The sequence below is a fragment of the Polynucleobacter sp. JS-Polo-80-F4 genome (assembly GCF_018881965.1).
Classification (GTDB): Bacteria; Pseudomonadota; Gammaproteobacteria; order Burkholderiales; family Burkholderiaceae; genus Polynucleobacter.
Genome location: NZ_JACVPI010000001.1, coordinates 1,022,742 through 1,039,872 on the forward strand (window position 1 = coordinate 1,022,742; position 17,131 = coordinate 1,039,872).

14 protein-coding genes and 2 pseudogenes are annotated in these 17,131 nt (G+C 46.7%); 6 read left to right on the top strand and 10 right to left on the bottom strand.

Going from position 1 to position 17,131, the window contains the following annotated elements:
* Nucleotides 1–8: 8 nt before the first annotated feature.
* Together ICN20_RS05215 and ICN20_RS05220 are read right to left on the bottom strand one after the other, a co-directional pair.
* A complete protein-coding gene (locus tag ICN20_RS05215; protein ID WP_216238513.1) occupies nt 9–572 on the bottom strand; it encodes a CNP1-like family protein in 564 nt (187 codons plus the stop codon).
* Entirely contained in the window at nt 569–1,171 is a 603-nt protein-coding gene (locus ICN20_RS05220) for an RNA pyrophosphohydrolase (RefSeq protein WP_216238516.1), read from the bottom strand. Before ICN20_RS05220 ends, ICN20_RS05215 begins: the two co-directional genes overlap by 4 nt.
* A 48-nt stretch (nt 1,172–1,219) precedes the next feature.
* Between ICN20_RS05220 and ICN20_RS05225 the strand changes: the two genes are divergently transcribed.
* Nucleotides 1,220–2,962 carry a proline--tRNA ligase gene (locus ICN20_RS05225; RefSeq protein ID WP_216238518.1) on the top strand — a complete coding sequence of 581 codons (1,743 nt, stop codon included), beginning with the start codon at nt 1,220–1,222 and terminating at the stop codon, nt 2,960–2,962.
* Nucleotides 2,963–2,977: 15 nt separating this feature from the next.
* Here the strand turns inward: ICN20_RS05225 and ffh are convergent, their stop codons facing one another.
* Nucleotides 2,978–4,360, bottom strand: a complete 1,383-nt coding sequence (gene ffh / locus ICN20_RS05230) for a signal recognition particle protein (protein WP_216238520.1) — start codon at nt 4,358–4,360, stop codon at nt 2,978–2,980.
* 20 nt (nt 4,361–4,380) lie between these two features.
* Between ffh and ICN20_RS05235 the strand changes: the two genes are divergently transcribed.
* From ICN20_RS05235 to ICN20_RS05255, 5 genes and pseudogenes are all read left to right on the top strand, one after another.
* Complete coding sequence (locus tag ICN20_RS05235; RefSeq protein ID WP_216238528.1) at nt 4,381–5,229, top strand: inner membrane protein YpjD; 849 nt, start codon at nt 4,381–4,383, stop codon at nt 5,227–5,229.
* A gap of 3 nt (nt 5,230–5,232) precedes the next feature.
* Nucleotides 5,233–6,054 (top strand): 1,6-anhydro-N-acetylmuramyl-L-alanine amidase AmpD, encoded by an 822-nt coding sequence (gene ampD / locus ICN20_RS05240; RefSeq protein WP_216860188.1) that lies wholly within the window; start codon nt 5,233–5,235, stop codon nt 6,052–6,054.
* Between the two features lie 327 nt (nt 6,055–6,381).
* Entirely contained in the window at nt 6,382–9,291 is a 2,910-nt protein-coding gene (locus ICN20_RS05245) for a ribonucleoside-diphosphate reductase subunit alpha (RefSeq protein WP_370624557.1), read from the top strand.
* A gap of 51 nt (nt 9,292–9,342) precedes the next feature.
* On the top strand, nt 9,343–10,527 hold the full coding sequence (locus tag ICN20_RS05250) for a ribonucleotide-diphosphate reductase subunit beta (protein ID WP_216238538.1): 1,185 nt from the start codon (nt 9,343–9,345) through the stop codon (nt 10,525–10,527).
* Between the two features lie 331 nt (nt 10,528–10,858).
* Nucleotides 10,859–11,319 (top strand): annotated as a pseudogene (locus tag ICN20_RS05255) (histone H1-like DNA-binding protein).
* Between the two features lie 99 nt (nt 11,320–11,418).
* Here the strand turns inward: ICN20_RS05255 and ICN20_RS05260 are convergent.
* The 7 genes and pseudogenes from ICN20_RS05260 to ICN20_RS05285 all read right to left on the bottom strand — a co-directional run bounded on the left by ICN20_RS05260 (nt 11,419) and on the right by ICN20_RS05285 (nt 17,121).
* On the bottom strand, nt 11,419–12,378 hold the full coding sequence (locus ICN20_RS05260; protein ID WP_216238541.1) for a carbohydrate kinase family protein: 960 nt from the start codon (nt 12,376–12,378) through the stop codon (nt 11,419–11,421).
* Nucleotides 12,379–12,422: 44 nt separating this feature from the next.
* Nucleotides 12,423–13,043 (bottom strand): DUF3426 domain-containing protein, encoded by a 621-nt coding sequence (locus tag ICN20_RS10275; protein ID WP_255534735.1) that lies wholly within the window; start codon nt 13,041–13,043, stop codon nt 12,423–12,425.
* Nucleotides 13,032–13,952, bottom strand: a pseudogene (gene prmA, locus ICN20_RS10280) (50S ribosomal protein L11 methyltransferase); the annotation flags it as partial. The gene ICN20_RS10275 and the pseudogene prmA, both read right to left, overlap by 12 nt.
* Before the next feature lie 34 nt (nt 13,953–13,986).
* A complete protein-coding gene (gene accC, locus ICN20_RS05270; RefSeq protein ID WP_216227159.1) occupies nt 13,987–15,351 on the bottom strand; it encodes an acetyl-CoA carboxylase biotin carboxylase subunit in 1,365 nt (454 codons plus the stop codon).
* 65 nt (nt 15,352–15,416) lie between these two features.
* The gene (accB, locus tag ICN20_RS05275; RefSeq protein ID WP_216238545.1) at nt 15,417–15,878 is read right to left on the bottom strand and encodes an acetyl-CoA carboxylase biotin carboxyl carrier protein; all 462 of its coding nucleotides are present in this window, start codon (nt 15,876–15,878) and stop codon (nt 15,417–15,419) included.
* Nucleotides 15,879–15,914: 36 nt separating this feature from the next.
* Nucleotides 15,915–16,364, bottom strand: a complete 450-nt coding sequence (aroQ, locus tag ICN20_RS05280; RefSeq protein ID WP_216238546.1) for a type II 3-dehydroquinate dehydratase — start codon at nt 16,362–16,364, stop codon at nt 15,915–15,917.
* A gap of 229 nt (nt 16,365–16,593) precedes the next feature.
* Nucleotides 16,594–17,121, bottom strand: coding sequence for a TlpA disulfide reductase family protein (locus tag ICN20_RS05285; protein WP_216238548.1), 528 nt, complete (start codon nt 17,119–17,121; stop codon nt 16,594–16,596).
* Nucleotides 17,122–17,131: the final 10 nt, after the last annotated feature.

Here is a 17,131-nt window from a genome sequence, read left to right on the forward strand (position 1 = left end):
GCTGGGTTTTAGGGGGTTCCATTTGAATTGGTTGGTTTGGTGCCACCAATGAATCCATTAGGGTTGAGCGACTGAAGAATTGCTTTGATACTCTTTTCCTGCGAATTGAAGTTGCAAAATGCGCCTTGAGCCAAAGCTGCTTGATATCGATTGGGGACATTACTTTGGATCGCACGCCAGCTAGAGAGGGGATTTTCTCTCCAGACATTGTTCTCTAGGGTGCCATAGAGGCGCCACTGAAATGAATCGCAACGAATGCCTTCGTATTGCGCTTGAACGCTACCACTCGGGCTGGTCAGCACCACAATATAGCGAGTCACTCCATCTGCACCTATCAGGATCGAGTCGGTATCCACTGCAAATTTAAAAATGGTATGTTGGGATACGTAAAAAGGCAGTAGGGTGGCTTGGTTAGGTGGGTTCAGGGGCATGGCAGTCGTACCCTCTTTGAATACCATGGGTGCAAAAGGATCTAGCCCGCTTTGCAGTGGATCGCCTGCACAGGCAGAAAGTGTGATGCCAATAATGACGGCGCAAAAACAGAGGTAAATACGTTTGAGATGGTGGGTCATTGTGGTGTGTCTTTTGGATTTTCATCTTCATTAGGGTGCTCGTGCGAGCCACCATAAAAAGATTGAATCAGGTCGAGAGGGGAGCCCCAGGCAAGCTGTTGCATGCGCATACCGCGGGATAAGAAGCGAGCCAACTCAGAAAGTGCGAGCTGATAGACTTCGCGTTTAAAGCCAATCACTGCATCCAACTGAATCCAGAAGGGGACCCAGCGCCAAGCATCAAACTCAGGATGTTCGGAGGCGCGCAATTGAATGTCGCTATCTAAGCCTACTAGACGTAGGAGAAACCAAATTTGTTTTTGACCGCGATATGCAGCACGATGCACTCTAGTGGAGTTTTGACGGCGCAAGTATTCCTCAGGGACGTCGTAGCGAAGCCAATCCCTGGTGCGTCCAATAATTTGGACATGCTCCGGCAGTAAGCCAACCTCCTCTTGCAATTCGCGGTACATAGCCTGTTCAGGGCTTTCACCATGCTGAATCCCGCCTTGCGGGAACTGCCACGAATGCTGCCCAACGCGTTTTCCCCAGAAAACCTCGTTACGGCTGTTGAGGAGGACAATGCCGACATTCGGGCGATACCCTTCACGGTCAAGCATGATCGTGCCTCAAATCCTTTAAAATCAACGATTTGATTATATCCATACATGAAAGCCTCACAATCATTTCTCGCCACGCTAAAAGAAGCTCCCTCAGACGCTGAGGTGGTTTCGCACAAACTCATGGTGCGTGCAGGTTTAATTCGCAAGCTGAGCGCTGGCATTTACAACTATTTGCCTTTGGGTTTGAAAGTCATTCGCAAAGTAGAAAACATCGTTCGCGAGGAAATGAATCGTGCGGGCGCAATTGAATTGCTGATGCCAATGATTCAGCCTGCTGAATTGTGGCAAGAGACTGGGCGTTGGGAAAAGATGGGTCCTGAGTTACTAAGAATCAAAGATCGTCATGATCGTGATTTCTTGATCCAGCCAACCTCTGAAGAAGTGATTACCGATTTAGCTCGTAATGAGATTAAGAGTTACAAACAATTGCCAGTGAATTTCTATCAAATTCAGACCAAGTTCCGCGATGAGCGTCGTCCTCGTTTTGGCATCATGCGCGGTCGTGAGTTCAGTATGAAAGACGCCTACTCATTTGATCGTGATGTTGAAGGCCTCAAGAAATCCTATCAAGTGATGTTTGACGCCTATACCCGGATCTTTAAGCGTATGGGGCTTGAGTTCCGCGCAGTGACTGCTGATAACGGTGCGATTGGTGGCTCAGGTAGTCAAGAGTTCCATGTGATTGCCGATACTGGTGAAGATGCCATTGTGTATTGTCCAAATTCTGATTACGCAGCCAATCTAGAGGCAGCTGAGTCTTTAGCATTGATTGCTGCTCGTGCTGCAGCTTCTGCGGCAATGGTTAAAGTGCCAACCCCTGATAAGACTAACTGCGCTGATGTAGCAAAGTTTTTGAACATTCCACTTGCATCTACTGTGAAGTCCTTATTGTTTGCGGCTGATCAAGAAAAAGGGCCAGCAAAACTCTTTATGCTGTTGGTGCGCGGTGACCATGAGCTCAATGAAGTTAAAGCGAGCAAGATTCCTGGCATGGCAGAGTCACGCTTTGCTACTGAAGCAGAAATTAAGCAGGCTTGTAATGCACCAGCCGGTTATTTGGGCCCTGTTGGGGTGAGTGCTGATGTGACTGTGGTTGCTGATCGCACGGTTGCCAATATGGCTGATTTTGTTTGTGGCGCTAACGATGCTGGACATCATTTGACTGGTGTGAACTGGGGGCGTGATTTGCCTGAGCCCTTGGTATTGGATATTCGTAATGCAGTGATTGGCGATCCCTCGCCGGACGGCAAAGGTGTTGTCGATATTTGCCGCGGTATTGAAGTTGGGCATGTATTCCAGCTGGGCACACGTTATTCAGAAGCAATGGGTTGTACATACTTGGATCAGCAGGGCAAAGCACAGCCCATGGTGATGGGTTGTTACGGCATTGGCGTAACTCGTTTGCTTGGTGCTGCGATTGAGCAGGGCCATGATGAGAAGGGCATTATTTGGCCAATCTCCATGGCACCATTTGAGGTGGTGATTTGCCCGATGGGTTACGAAAAATCAGAGGCAGTTAAGGCTGCATGTGACCAACTCCATGGCGAGTTGTTAGCTGCTGGTATTGATGTGATTTTGGATGACCGCAATGAGCGTCCAGGTGCGATGTTTGCTGACTGGGAGTTGATTGGAGCGCCATTCCGAGTGGTGATTGGTGATCGCGGCTTGGCAGATGCACAGGTGGAATTTAAAGGCCGCACTGATGCTGAGTCTCAGAACATCCCATTAAATGACATCAAAGCAAAAGTGATTGCGGCAGTACAGGCCGCTAAACAATTGATCGCTTAAGTTATCTCTTAAGTTTTACTTTTTAAAGAGCCCGCCAATACCCTTGGCGGCTCCTTTGGCGGCCATGCTTGCCATGGTGCGTGCCATTTTTCCACCTTTAAATTGCTTCATCATGGTTTGCATTTGCTCGAATTGAGCTAGCAGGCGATTGACCTCTTGCACTTCAACACCTGAGCCTGCAGCAATACGGCGCTTGCGACTCGCTTTGAGCAGCTCAGGTTTTCTGCGTTCTTGAGGTGTCATGCTGTCAATAATGCCGCGCATACGCGTAGTTTGTTTATCGGCATTACTGAGGTTTGCTTTGGAGGCAGCTTGCGCAACTTGGCTTGGTAATTTATCCATCAAGCTCGCCATACCACCCATCTTTTGCATCTGCATGAGTTGATCTCGAAAATCTTCCAGATCAAATCCACCTTTAGAAATCTTGCTGGCTAATTTTTCTGCTTTAGCAACATCAACGTGTTGTTGGGCTTGTTCAACCAAAGCCAGAATATCGCCCATGCCCAGAATACGGTTGGCCATACGTTCTGCATCAAATGCTTCCAGACCATCCATCTTCTCGGCAACGCCGATAAATTTGAGTGGTACACCGGTTACTTGGCGAACTGAGAGGGCTGCACCACCACGGGAGTCACCATCCAACTTCGTGAGAATCACGCCAGTGAGTGGGAGGGCTTCATGGAAGGCTTTAGCAGTATTGACGGCATCTTGGCCAAGCATGGCATCAACAACAAATAAGGTCTCAATTGGATTGAGGCTGGCATGCAAAGTTTTGATTTCTTGCATGAGCACTTCATCAATACCTAGTCGACCTGCGGTATCCACTAACACTACATCAAAGTAATGACGGCGCGCCCAGTCAAGGGCAGCGAGTGCAATGTCATTCGGTTTTTGGCTAATATTGCTTGGGAAAAACTCAGCACCCACTTGTTTGGTAACTGTCTCCAACTGCTCAATCGCGGCTGGACGATAGACGTCACAAGAAACAGTGAGAACTTTCTTCTTCTTTTTCTCTTGCAACCATTTAGCAAGCTTTCCAACAGAGGTCGTCTTACCAGCACCCTGTAAGCCAGCCATCAATATCACTGCTGGAGGCTGCGTTGCTAGATTGAGCTCTCCGCTTTGATTGGTGTCGCCCACCATGACTTGGGCGAGCTCGCGCTGCACAACACCAACAAGAGCTTGTCCAGGACTGAGGCTTCCAACCACTTCCTCGCCAAGGGCTTTAAATTTAATTTGTTCCAGTAAAGACTTCACTACCGGAAGCGCTACGTCGGCCTCCAATAAGGCTAAACGGATTTCCCGCAACATTTCTGCGGTATTGGCTTCAGTGAGGCGGGCTTGGCCTCGCATTGTTTTAACAACACGAGATAGGCGGTCGGTGAGGTTTTCTAGCATTTATCGATTAGACTTTCCAGATGGATATTTTAGGTTACTCAAGTTACGGATGGCTCCCTTCCGCACTTTATTTAGCGCTTTTGCTAGTTTTGAGCTTCAAAGCCAAGAGCGGCGTGGAGTCTGGGCTCTCAAGTGGGCTAGTACAGGCAGCAATTTTTGTGATTTTGGTGATTCATGGGGTGCAACTGCATGACTCTGTGTTCACTCCCCAAGGCTTTGTATTTGGCTTTGCGCAAGATTTGTCCTTAATTGCTTGGGTTGGCCTGGCTTTTTATTGGTTTCAATCTTGGTTTTTACCTATCTCTAGCTTACGTTGGATGGCCTTAATGTTTGCGCTAATTTGCGCAGCCCTCCCTAATATTTTTCCGGGAACCTTAATTTCACCTAAGGCTGTTTCAGATCCTTGGTTTAAGGGTCACTTCGTAGTCGCTACAGTTTCAGTTGGCTTACTGAGCCTAGCGGCAATGCATGCCATGCTGATGAGTGTTCAAGATCGTGCTTTGCATCGCCAATTAGCCATTATTCCTAATGGTCGCCTAGCTCACTGGTTGGAAGATTTACCTCCGCTAATGACAATGGAAAGCCTTTTATTCAACTTACTTTATGTGGGCTTTGCGCTTTTGAGTTTGACGGTATTCTCCGGACTACTCTTCTCGCAGACCTTGTTTGGCAAGCCCCTTGTGTTTGACCACAAAACCATTTTTGCTTTGGTCTCCTGGTTTTTGTTTGCAGGCCTATTGATAGCACGCTGGCGAGTGGGACTTCGTGGCAGAGCTGCCATTCGCTGGGTGTTAAGTGCCTACACTGCTCTGCTGCTTGCCTATGTCGGTAGTCGCTTTGTGCTTGAAGTCATTTTGCAGAGGACTTAATCCTTGTTTAAGTGGCTTTTATTATTTGCCGGTGCTGGACTTTTATATCTCTGGATTAAAGGCAAAAAACAGGCGGAGCTTAATAGAGGAAATTCCTCCAAACCCAATAAAAATAAGCCTGAGAAGGCTGTCGCTGCGCCTGAGGTAGTGGTTCAATGTGAGTGCTGCAAAGTACATCTACCCAAGTCAGAAGCCCTCATTTTCGATGACCGTTTTTATTGCTCAAATGAGCATCTACAAGCATTGGATTCAAAGGGCTGGGTTGGTGACGCGCGGTGGCATATTTCACCTAATCAAGATGCGAGACCAGAACATGTTCAACCTGATTTGGTGGTTATTCATCACATCAGTCTTCCGCCGGGTGAATTTAGAAATCAATCGTCTAGCCATCATATTGTTGATTTTTTCCAAAACAAGCTTGACCCAAATGCCCATCCGTATTTTGCGGAGATAGCTGATCAGAAGGTATCCAGCCATTTTTTAATTACGCGCTCAGGCGAGTTAATTCAGTTTGTATCCACTCAGGGCAAGGCCTGGCATGCAGGCAAGTCGAATTTTCAGGGTCGCGAAAAGTGCAATGACTTTTCTATTGGTATTGAGTTGGAAGGGGATGGCGATACATTATTTGAAGCTGCGCAGTATTTGGTTTTGGCGCAGCTTATTAAAAAACTGATGAGCACATATCCACTTCTGCAATTTGCTGGGCATAGCGACATTGCACCCGATCGCAAAACGGATCCTGGAATTTCTTTTGATTGGAAAAAGTTCCAAAAAGAGACAGCTATTCCAGTTGAGAAACTGCCTTTTGGCATAAGCTCTCGATAAGCTCTTTTTGTATGTGAGCGTACGCTTACTTTTTTAGCCTTTGTCTAAAAGGGCTAAAAATTACGCACCAAAATGACCCCAAAATAACTATAAAACTTAGTAAAAATACTAATAAATATTTGTCATAAATGGCTTACCAATTATCAAATATTTCCCTATACTTAGTGCCTAATGCGCTTTAAGACACTAGATGTAGTGTTTGAATCCAGCAATACCCCATTGTTTTTTAACGATATTTTGTCCAAATAACTATATATAAGCAGGAGCAACATGACATACGCTAACCCACAGACAGCAGGCCAGCCAGCTGGTGCGAATAACCCAGGAATGAGTCCTGCGGGGGCGGTAAATCAAGCCCCTTCTGCCAGCTTTGTGGCTGGTGGTGTTGGTGGCACCCAGGCAACCCAATTGTCTGACTACAAAATCATTCGTCGTAACGGATCAGTTGTGGCATTTGAGCCATCCAAAATTGCGATTGCTGTAACTAAGGCATTTTTAGCAGTGAATGGTGGTCAAGGTGCAGCATCTGCGCGTGTTCGCGAGCAGGTGGAGCAATTGACTCATTCTGTTGTGCGTGCATTGTTGCGTAGCCGTCCAAATGGTGGCACTTTCCATATTGAAGATATCCAAGACCAAGTCGAATTAGCCTTGATGCGCAGTGGTGAGCACAACGTTGCTCGTGCTTATGTTCTGTACCGTGAAAAGCGTAACCAAGAGCGTGCGGCACAGCAAGAAGTTTCACAAGACGCGCAAACAGCCAATCAGGCTGGTGAGTCAGGTATCAAGGTCACTGACAACGGTGTTGAGAAGTGGCTTGATATGGCTGCTTTGCGTACAGTGATTGAGGCAGCTTGCGAAGGCCTGGGCACTCACATTGATGCGACCCCAATCATTACTGAAACTATCAAGAATTTGTACGATGGCGTACCAATGGCACAAGTGTATGACTCCGCTATTTTGGCTTCACGTACTTTGATTGAAAAAGATCCTGCATACAGCCAAGTAACAGCGCGTATCTTGATGCACGTAATTCGTAAAGAAATCTTTGGTAAGGAAGTGTTGCAGGGCGATACACAAGCTGAGTACAGCACCTATTTCGCCAAGTACATTAACGAGGGTATCTCTGCTGAGTTGTTAGACCCACGTATGCGTGAGTTTGACTTGCCACGCTTGGCTGCTGCTTTGAACGCCAGCCGTGACTTGCAGTTCAACTACCTTGGTTTGCAGACTTTGTATGACCGTTATTTCTTGCATATTGAAGACCGTCGTATTGAAATGCCACAGGCATTCTTCATGCGCGTTGCAATGGGCTTGTCTTTGAATGAGATGGATCGTGAGCGTCGTGCAATCGAGTTCTATGAAATCCTTTCTACTTTTGATTTCATGTCCAGCACGCCAACATTGTTCAATTCAGCAACGACTCGTCCACAGCTCTCTAGCTGCTACTTGACAACAGTGGATGATGATTTGGATGGCATCTACGAAGCGTTGAAAGAAAATGCTTTGTTATCCAAGTTTGCAGGTGGCCTTGGCAATGACTGGACTAACGTTCGCGCGTTGGGCAGCCATATCAAAGGAACTAACGGTAAATCACAAGGTGTTGTGCCATTCTTGAAAGTAGTGAATGACACTGCTGTTGCTGTGAACCAAGGCGGTAAGCGTAAGGGTGCAGTTTGCGCCTACTTGGAAACATGGCACTTAGATATCGAAGAGTTCTTGGAGTTGCGCAAGAACACTGGTGATGATCGTCGTCGTACACATGACATGAATACCTCTAACTGGATTCCTGACTTGTTCATGAAGCGTGTAATGGAAGGTGGCGATTGGACTTTGTTCTCACCATCTAACACTCCTGATTTGCATGACAAATTCGGTAGAGCATTTGAAGAGGCTTATGTTGCCTACGAGCAAAAAGCGGATCGTGGCGAACTAAAGCCATTCCGTCGCATTCCAGCGCAGCAATTGTGGCGCAAGATGCTCGGTATGTTGTTTGAAACTGGCCACCCATGGATTACTTTTAAAGATCCTTGCAATATTCGTAGCCCACAACAGCACATTGGTGTAGTTCACTCGTCTAACCTCTGTACTGAGATCACCCTCAATACCAATGAGACCGAGATTGCAGTTTGTAACCTAGGATCCGTGAACTTAACTGCTCACATGACTACGGATGCTAACGGCAAGATGATTTTGGATCACGAGAAGCTCCAAAGAACCGTACGCACTGCAATGCGTATGTTGGATAACGTGATTGATATCAACTACTACGCAGTAGCTAAAGCACGTAATTCCAACTTGAAGCATCGTCCAGTCGGTATGGGCATCATGGGCTTCCAGGATTGCTTGCATATGCAGCGTATTCCTTACGCTAGTGATGAGGCTGTGAAGTTTGCTGACTCTTCTATGGAAGCGGTTTGCTACTACGCTTACCAAGCATCCAATGAATTGGCTGAAGAGCGTGGCGTTTACAGTACTTACAAAGGATCTTTATGGGATCGCGGCATTCTCCCGCAGGATTCAGTAGCGATGTTGGCAGCCGAGCGCGGCGGTTATGTAGAGGTAGATAACTCTTCCACTATGGACTGGAGCGGTTTGCGTGCACGCATCAAACAATACGGTATGCGTAACTCTAATTGCGTAGCGATTGCGCCAACAGCAACGATTTCCAATATTATTGGGGTATCAGCTTGTATCGAGCCAACTTTCCAAAACTTGTTTGTGAAATCTAACCTTTCCGGTGAATTCACAGTGGTAAACGAGTACTTGGTACGTGATCTGAAAGACCGCGGCCTCTGGGATGAAGTGATGATTGCTGACTTGAAGTACTTTGACGGCACTTTGTCCAAAATTGACCGCATTCCACAAGATTTACGTGATTTGTATGCGACTGCCTTTGAGGTTGAGCCAAGCTGGTTGGTTGAGGCAGCTTCCCGCCGTCAAAAGTGGATCGACCAAGCGCAGTCACTGAATATCTACATGGGCGGCGCTTCTGGTAAGAAGTTGGATGACACCTACAAGTTGGCTTGGTTGCGTGGTTTGAAGACAACCTATTACCTCCGCACAATGGCTGCAACACACGTTGAGAAATCAACGGTTGCAAGTGGTCAGTTGAACTCTGTATCTAGTGGTGGCGGTGTAAATGGTACTGATGCGGCAGCGGCGCAAGAATTAGATGGCCCAGCCTGCACAATGCGCCCAGGCGATGCTGGTTTCGAAGAATGTGAAGCATGCCAATAAGCCATTTGCTTATTGGTCAGAAATAAGAAAAGAAGAAATTAGGAGAAAGTTATGTTGAATTGGGAAGAAGAAGTTGCTCCAGCGCTAGCAAAAGTTGGCCTTGCACCACAGCCGACTGCAGTGGAGCCACAACGCCCACAGGTAGATCAGGTTGCTCAAGTAGCCCCTCAAGTTGTTGCTACTGCTCCAGCTCAAGCTGCTGCAGTTGGTGGCGCAGCTTTGCGTGTCAATGCTGCTGATAAGCGCGTGATTAATGCCAAGACTGACGTAAATCAGTTGGTACCTTTCAAGTACAAATGGGCTTGGGAGAAGTATTTGGCTGGTTGTGCAAACCACTGGATGCCACAAGAGATCAATATGAACCGCGATATCGCGCTTTGGAAAGATCCAAATGGCCTGACAGAAGATGAGCGTCGCATTATTAAGCGCAATCTCGGTTTCTTCACAACAGCCGACTCTTTGGCTGCAAACAATATTGTTTTGGGTACATATCGCCACATTACCGCTCCAGAATGCCGCCAATACCTATTGCGCCAGGCTTTTGAAGAGGCAATTCATACCCATGCGTACCAATATATTGTGGAATCTTTGGGCTTAGATCAGTCTGAAATCTTCAATGCGTACAACGAAATTGAGTCAATTCGCGCCAAAGATCAGTTCTTAATTCCCTTTATCGACGTATTAACTGACCCAAATTTCAAGACTGGCACATTAGAAGCTGATCAAAAATTACTTCGTTCGCTGATTGTTTTTGCTTGCGTAATGGAAGGTTTGTTCTTTTATGTTGGTTTTACGCAAATACTTGCAATGGGTCGTCAAAACAAAATGACGGGTGCTGCTGAGCAGTATCAATACATCCTTCGTGACGAGTCAATGCACTGCAATTTTGGTATTGATTTGATTAACCAAATCAAGCTGGAGAACCCGCAGTTATGGACTTCCGAGTTCAAAGACGAGATCAAATCCATCTTTGAAAAAGCAGTCGAATTAGAGTACCGTTATGCCGAAGATACGATGCCTCGTGGAGTGCTCGGATTGAACGCTCCGATGTTCAAAGGGTACCTAAGATACATCTGTAATCGCAGATGTTTGCAAATAGGACTTGACGCGATGTTCCCAAATGAAGAGAATCCATTTCCATGGATGTCAGAAATGATTGATCTGAAGAAAGAACGAAACTTTTTTGAGACACGCGTTATTGAGTATCAAACTGGCGGTGCGCTAAGTTGGGAGTAGTAAGCAGCAAGTAAGCGCATAGCCGGCTAAATTGGAGATTAGACGGTTGGATAGTTTAAGAAGTCAGCAAAAACAGACTCAAATCCGAAAACCCTTGCTCAAGGGTGCCTGGGCTATTCTCTCCATTTTTTCCAGCACATTTAAGAAGCCGTTGTCCTTTGGGACCACGGCTTTTTTTCCAGGATTCATTAGCGTGCAGCGCCTAGCATCAAGCCGCGCGCCGATGAATGGCTCGCTCGTCAGCTCCAAAAGGTTGAAAAACCAGGCGGAATTAGATGGTCGGGTCTTCTTAATGTAGTTTGTACTAATCCTCACGTGAAGGAGTATTAATATGGCAATCGCCAAGAAAAAACCTGCTGCAAAGAAACCAGCTGCTAAGAAAAAAGTAGCTGCTAAGAAGCCTGCTGCTAAAAAAGTAGCTAAGAAGCGTCCTGCTGCTAAAAAAGCTGCTGCTAAAAAGCCAGCTGCTAAAAAAGTAGCTAAGAAGCGTCCTGCTGCTAAAAAAGCTGCTGCTAAGAAGCCTGCTGCTAAAAAAGTAGCTAAGAAGCGTCCTGCTGCTAAAAAAGCTGCTGCTAAGAAGCCTGCTGCTAAAAAAGTAGCTCGTAAAGTTGCTGCTAAGAAGCCTGCTGCTAAAAAAGTAGCTCGTAAAGTAGCAAAAAAAAAGTAAGTAAGCCTGCTGCGAAGAAAGCGGGCTCTGCTGTAAAAAAGCCCGCGGCTAAGAAAGCTGCACCAGCGACTAGTGCGTTGAATCCTGCCGCTGCTTGGCCCTTCCCAACTGGCACACGTCCTTAATCGGACGGGTGTTACTAGAAGGGGTCTCTCACGAGACCCCTTTTTTTATTGCATAAAGTTTGATTGACTCAGATTCGAGTCGAGGCGCACATAAAGCGCTTAGAAGCTAAAGCCAAACGCCGCTTTAAATTGTTCTGCGATCTGATCTTTGCCAAGTTGGTGATTTTGTGGTCCTTGGTGGGTAATTTTGATTGAACCCATGAGGCTAGCAAGGCGACCAGTGGTTTCCCAGTCCATACCGTTTTCTAGACCAAACAGTAATCCGCCGCGGAACGCATCCCCGCAACCTGTTGGGTCGACTACTTTTGCTGCTGGTACTGGTGGAATGGCAATGCATTTACCTTCGAAGTAGATATCCGCACCTTCAGCACCTTTGGTAACAATCAGTGCCTTAACGCGCTCAGCTACTTTCGCCAAACTTAAGCCTGTTCTTTGAGAAAGCATCTCTCCCTCATAGTCGTTTACCGCCAGGAAGCTAGCGATATCAATTAATTCGAGAAGCTCTGGCCCATTAAACATCGGTAATCCTTGGCCTGGATCAAAGATAAAAGGAATGCTGGCGTCAGCCAATTGATGGCAGTGTTCCCACATTCCTTGGCGTCCATCGGGTGCAACAATTCCTAATTTAGCTGGCCCCTTGGCATTCTTGCTGCGTTCTGCCACAACTGCCAAGACTTGATTAAGGTGAGACTCGCCCATGGCACCAGGATGAAATGCGGTGATTTGATTATTGGCTTGATCCGTTGTGATCATCGCCTGTGCCGTAAAGGCATTTTCGATCTGGCGAATATGGCTTGCATCAATCTTGAGTTGCTCAAGGCGATTCAGATACGGAGCTGCATCACCACCAACCGTAGCCATGATGATGGGGTCGCCACCCAAAAGATTGAGGTTATAGGCGATATTGCCAGCGCAACCACCAAATTCTCGACGCATTGTTGGCACCAAGAAGGCCACGTTCAGAATATGAATCTGCTCTGGCAGGATTTGATCGGCAAATTTGCCTTCAAAGTTCATGATGGTGTCGTAGGCGATAGAGCCGCAGATCAAGCTAGACATAAATTACTTTCTGTAGGGGGTAAATATGATGTTGGTGAATGGAATTAAGGGTAGAGCACTCGAACACGATAGCCAGCAGCATTTTGCGGCAATGAAATTGGCAACTCAACCTGCAGAATTTCGCCAGAAGGAATACCTTTTCTTAAAAAATCAGGATGTGCATCTTGCCAAGCTTTAGGAAGCCACTCTTGCGGAGTAAATTGCAGTGATTTGATTTCAGATTCTTCTGCATCAGTCAGAGTAATTTCTAAATTTGGTGGCAAAACTGTCATCGCAAGGCGATTTTGTATCTCAACTTGCAATACAGATTGATTTGCAGGGCTTTTAAGCCCATCTCGCGCGTTTTCTGGTGCGAGCGTAGCTAAAGTTATTTTCCACGCGGCAAAATCGCTTACAGCGCGATCTACACATCCTAGTGCGCTACAAAGTTTTGCATCGATGCGTTGCAAAAGATGAAAGGCGCGGACGGAAATGGTGTTCGATGTGCCGTCAACTCTTGGCGCTAGTGCTGGCAGTAATGAGTTTCGAGAAAGATGCTCTCCAAAAACAAGTAACAACAGCAATAAAGCAGCGTAGAGGACTAACTTAAGACTTTTTTTTTGAGCAGGTGCAGCAAAAACAGATTCTTTATTGCTTTGCTTGTCCTGATTTAAGGTTCCGTGCAAACAAACCCAGCCTTCACTCTCTTTCCATACGGAAAGAGTGAGCCACTGGCTATAAGTTGCAATCACTTCGTCTGCTTGGCGGGCAAGAACGCCTGATAAAACGATTCTTCCACCTAATTTCATCTTGTTAACCAATGCAGGCGCAAGAACTTGGAGCGGATTAGCCAAGATGTTGGCCATCACGATGTCATATTTAGTTTCTGCAGCAAGCTCTATGGCGCCTTCGTTGGGAAGGACAAAGCGAATGGTGGTGTTGTTGATTTCTGCATTACTGCGTGCTGCAACCATGGCTTGAGGATCAATATCAGTGCCGATTACTGGATTGCAGCCTAGTTTTGCTGCGGCGATTGCCAAAATCCCTGAACCGCAACCGTAATCGAGCAAGCTTTGATTATGTAAATCGTTTTGTTGTTCAAGCCAAAGCAGGCACAAGTGGGTAGTGGGATGGCTGCCCGTACCAAATGCGAGACCAGGGTCAACAGCGAGACAAATCGCATTGGGATCGCTCGGCGCATCATGCCAAGAAGGCACTACCCAGATACGTTCGCCAATTTGAATGGGTGCAAATTGACTTTGGGTTAAGCGAACCCAGTCTTGCTCTTCAACGGTTTTTTCTTGAGGGGGGCTTAGAAGAAAGCCCGCTTCTTTCAGGGAAGAGAGTAGCTCCGGAATAAATTCTGCACTTCCGGATGCATCAATCTCCGGATTGAAGAGAGCGGTTACCGCTGATCTGTCCCATGCTTGTACCTCTGGATGCAGCCCAGGCTCTCCATAGAGTGGGTTTTCATCGTAGCCACCCGCAGCGTCATCTTCAACGGTGACGGATAGGGCGCCCAAGTCTAAAAGCGCATCGCCCAAAGGCTCAGCGGTTTCAGCGGCTACCGTGAATACCAGTTCACGATAGGACATGAGACGTTCGCATTAACTGTATCAATTGCATGAATTAGGATTTACCACGACTGGCAGCTTGCTCTTCTAGGCGATGTTCCAGGTAGTGAATGCTAGTGCCACCTTCAATGAAGTTCGGATCCAGCATCAGTTCACGGTGGAGTGGGACGTTGGTTGTAATGCCGTCAATCACCATCTCTGAGAGTGCAATTTGCATGCGGCGAATAGCTTGCTCACGGGTGTTGCCGTAAGAAATCAATTTACCGATCATGGAATCGTAGTTTGATGGCACCACATAGCCACTGTAGGCATGGGAGTCGACGCGAATACCAGGACCACCAGGCATATGGAATGAGCCAATTTTGCCAGGGCTCGGAGTGAACTTGAAGGGATCTTCGGCATTTAAGCGGCATTCAATCGCATGTCCACGGAAAACAATGTCTTTTTGTCGATAGCTGAGTTTTAGGCCAGCGGCAATGCGAATTTGTTCCTGAACAATGTCTACGCCGGTAATCATTTCGGTAACGGGGTGCTCTACTTGAACGCGGGTATTCATTTCGATAAAGAAGAATTCACCATCTTCGTAAAGGAACTCAAAGGTACCTGCACCGCGATAACCAATTTTGCGACAGGCTTCTGCGCAGCGCTCACCAATTTTGGCAATCAAACGACGATCAATCCCTGGTGCGGGAGCTTCTTCAATCACTTTTTGGTGGCGACGCTGCATAGAGCAATCGCGCTCACCCAACCAAATGGCGTTGCCATGGGTATCAGCCAAAATCTGTATTTCTACGTGGCGAGGTTTTTCTAAAAACTTCTCCATATAGACTTCTGGGTTGCCAAAGGCGCGCCCAGCCTCTTCACGCGTCATATTGACCGCATTGATGAGGGCTGCCTCAGTATGTACAACCCGCATACCGCGGCCACCACCACCACCGGCGGCCTTAATGATGACCGGATACCCAACTTTTTTCGCAGTAGTAATGATTTCTTTTGGATTGTCAGGAAGCGCCCCTTCTGATCCAGGCACGCAAGGAACACCCGCTTTAATCATGGCGCGTTTTGCAGAAACCTTGTCGCCCATTAAGCGAATTGATGCTGCTGTAGGACCAATGAAGGCAAAGCCCGATTTTTCAACGCGCTCTGCAAAGTCAGCATTTTCAGAAAGGAATCCATAACCCGGATGAATTGCTTCTGCATCGGTAACTTCAGCTGCAGAAATAATGGCTGGCATATTGAGGTAGCTCAGCGGAGATGGCGCTGGGCCGATGCAAACCGCTTCATCAGCAAGCTTTACATATTTCGCTTCTTTATCTGCAGTGGAGTACACCACAACAGTTTTAATTCCCAACTCGCGGCACGCGCGTTGGATCCGGAGAGCAATTTCTCCCCGGTTGGCAATCAGAATCTTATCGAACATGTCGGCTCTGAGTTAAGTAACGGTGAATTGGAATAAATCTAAAGATCATCAAGAATGAAGCTTCATTAAGCGACGATGAAAAGTGGCTGGTCAAATTCAACGCCTTGACCGTTTTCACAGAGAATTTCTTTGATCACACCAGCTTGCTCAGACTCGATTTCATTAAGCAGCTTCATGGCTTCGATAATGCAAAGGGTTTGACCTACTTTTACCGTATCGCCAATATTGACGAAGTTCGGAGACTCTGGATTTGGCGCGCGATAGAAGGTGCCAACCATTGGAGACTTTGCAACAAAGCCAGCTTCAACAGCAGGCGCTTCAACAGCGGCGGCGACCGGAGCGCTTGCTAACGGCGCAGCTTGCATGGCTTGAACAGGTGCTGGATTAGCGTAAACCACCTGGCCGGCTGGCGCAGCAGATCCTGCATTGACAATACGAACGCGATCTTCGCCTTCATTTACTTCGAGTTCTGAAATACCTGATTCAGATACCAAATCGATCAAGGTTTTTAGTTTTCTCAGATCCATGCGGGTGCTTCCTCTCTTGTAATTCTTTAAATGGTTTTACTTCTGTAAGCGAGCAATGGCTGCTTGCAGTGCTAGCTCATAGCCAATTGCGCCAAGCCCACAAATCACCCCAGTCGCAATATCGGACAAATAGGAATGTTTACGGAACTCTTCACGCTGATGAATATTGGATAGGTGGACTTCAGTAAATGGAATAGCTACTCCAGCCAAGACATCGCGCAAGGCAACACTGGTATGGGTAAAGGCGCCTGGGTTAATGATGATGAAATCAACCCCATCTTGCTTGGCTTTTTGAATGCGATCAATTAACTCGCCTTCATGATTGCTTTGATAAGTGCCAAGGTCGACGGACTGTGCTTTGGCTAGTTCTCCGAGCCTTAGGTGGATATCTTCAAGGGTAGTTCTACCGTAAACATCGGGTTCACGGGTGCCTAATAAATTTAGGTTTGGGCCCTGAATTACGAGAATTGAAGCTTTTTTCGACATAGATCCCTGTTTTTAGAGGCAGTTAAGCGTAAATTGCTAAATAACTTCATGCTCGAATGCGAATAAGAGGCAGTATACCTTTTTCAAGGCGGCTAAAGACTCTAAAATGGGATTGAAAAGAGGATTTTTCTATACTTTTCTATACAGATATTGAAAAATACTGAAGTTATTGCTTAATAATTAGGCACAATCTAGATTCAGTAAATAGGTAAAAATTGATTAAAAAGACCTATAAAGCCGATTTAATTGCACTTCTGATGTCATCTTCGCTTATCTTTCCCAATTTACTGTAGCTAGCCTTGCCCTTTGCATTAATGATGATGGTGTAAGGAAGCGCGCCTTGAGAATTGCCTAATTGCTTGGATAGGTTACTGCCTTCCATGCCGCCAATCACAATAGGATAGCTAACTGGAGTTTTTGAGAGAAATTCACGAATATTAGAGGGTGAATCGATGCCGATACCAACAAATAAGACATTTTGCTGCAAAAACTCTTGTTGAAGCTTGTCTAAAGTAGGCATTTCTTCAACGCAGGGTGGGCACCAGGAGGCCCAAAAGTTCACTACCAGAACTTTCCCTTCCCATTTTTGGGTATCGACGCTTTTGCCGTCCGGAGTTTGCCAAGAATTTGCCAAAAATGCCTTTACAGCTGGGTCGCTTGCTAAACCAGTCTTATGAATCCATTGAGAAGTCAGAGCGCCTGCAAGGAGGGCTAAAAGACTTATTGCGACGATGATGATCCATTGTTGGCGTTTCATTGCAACTCCT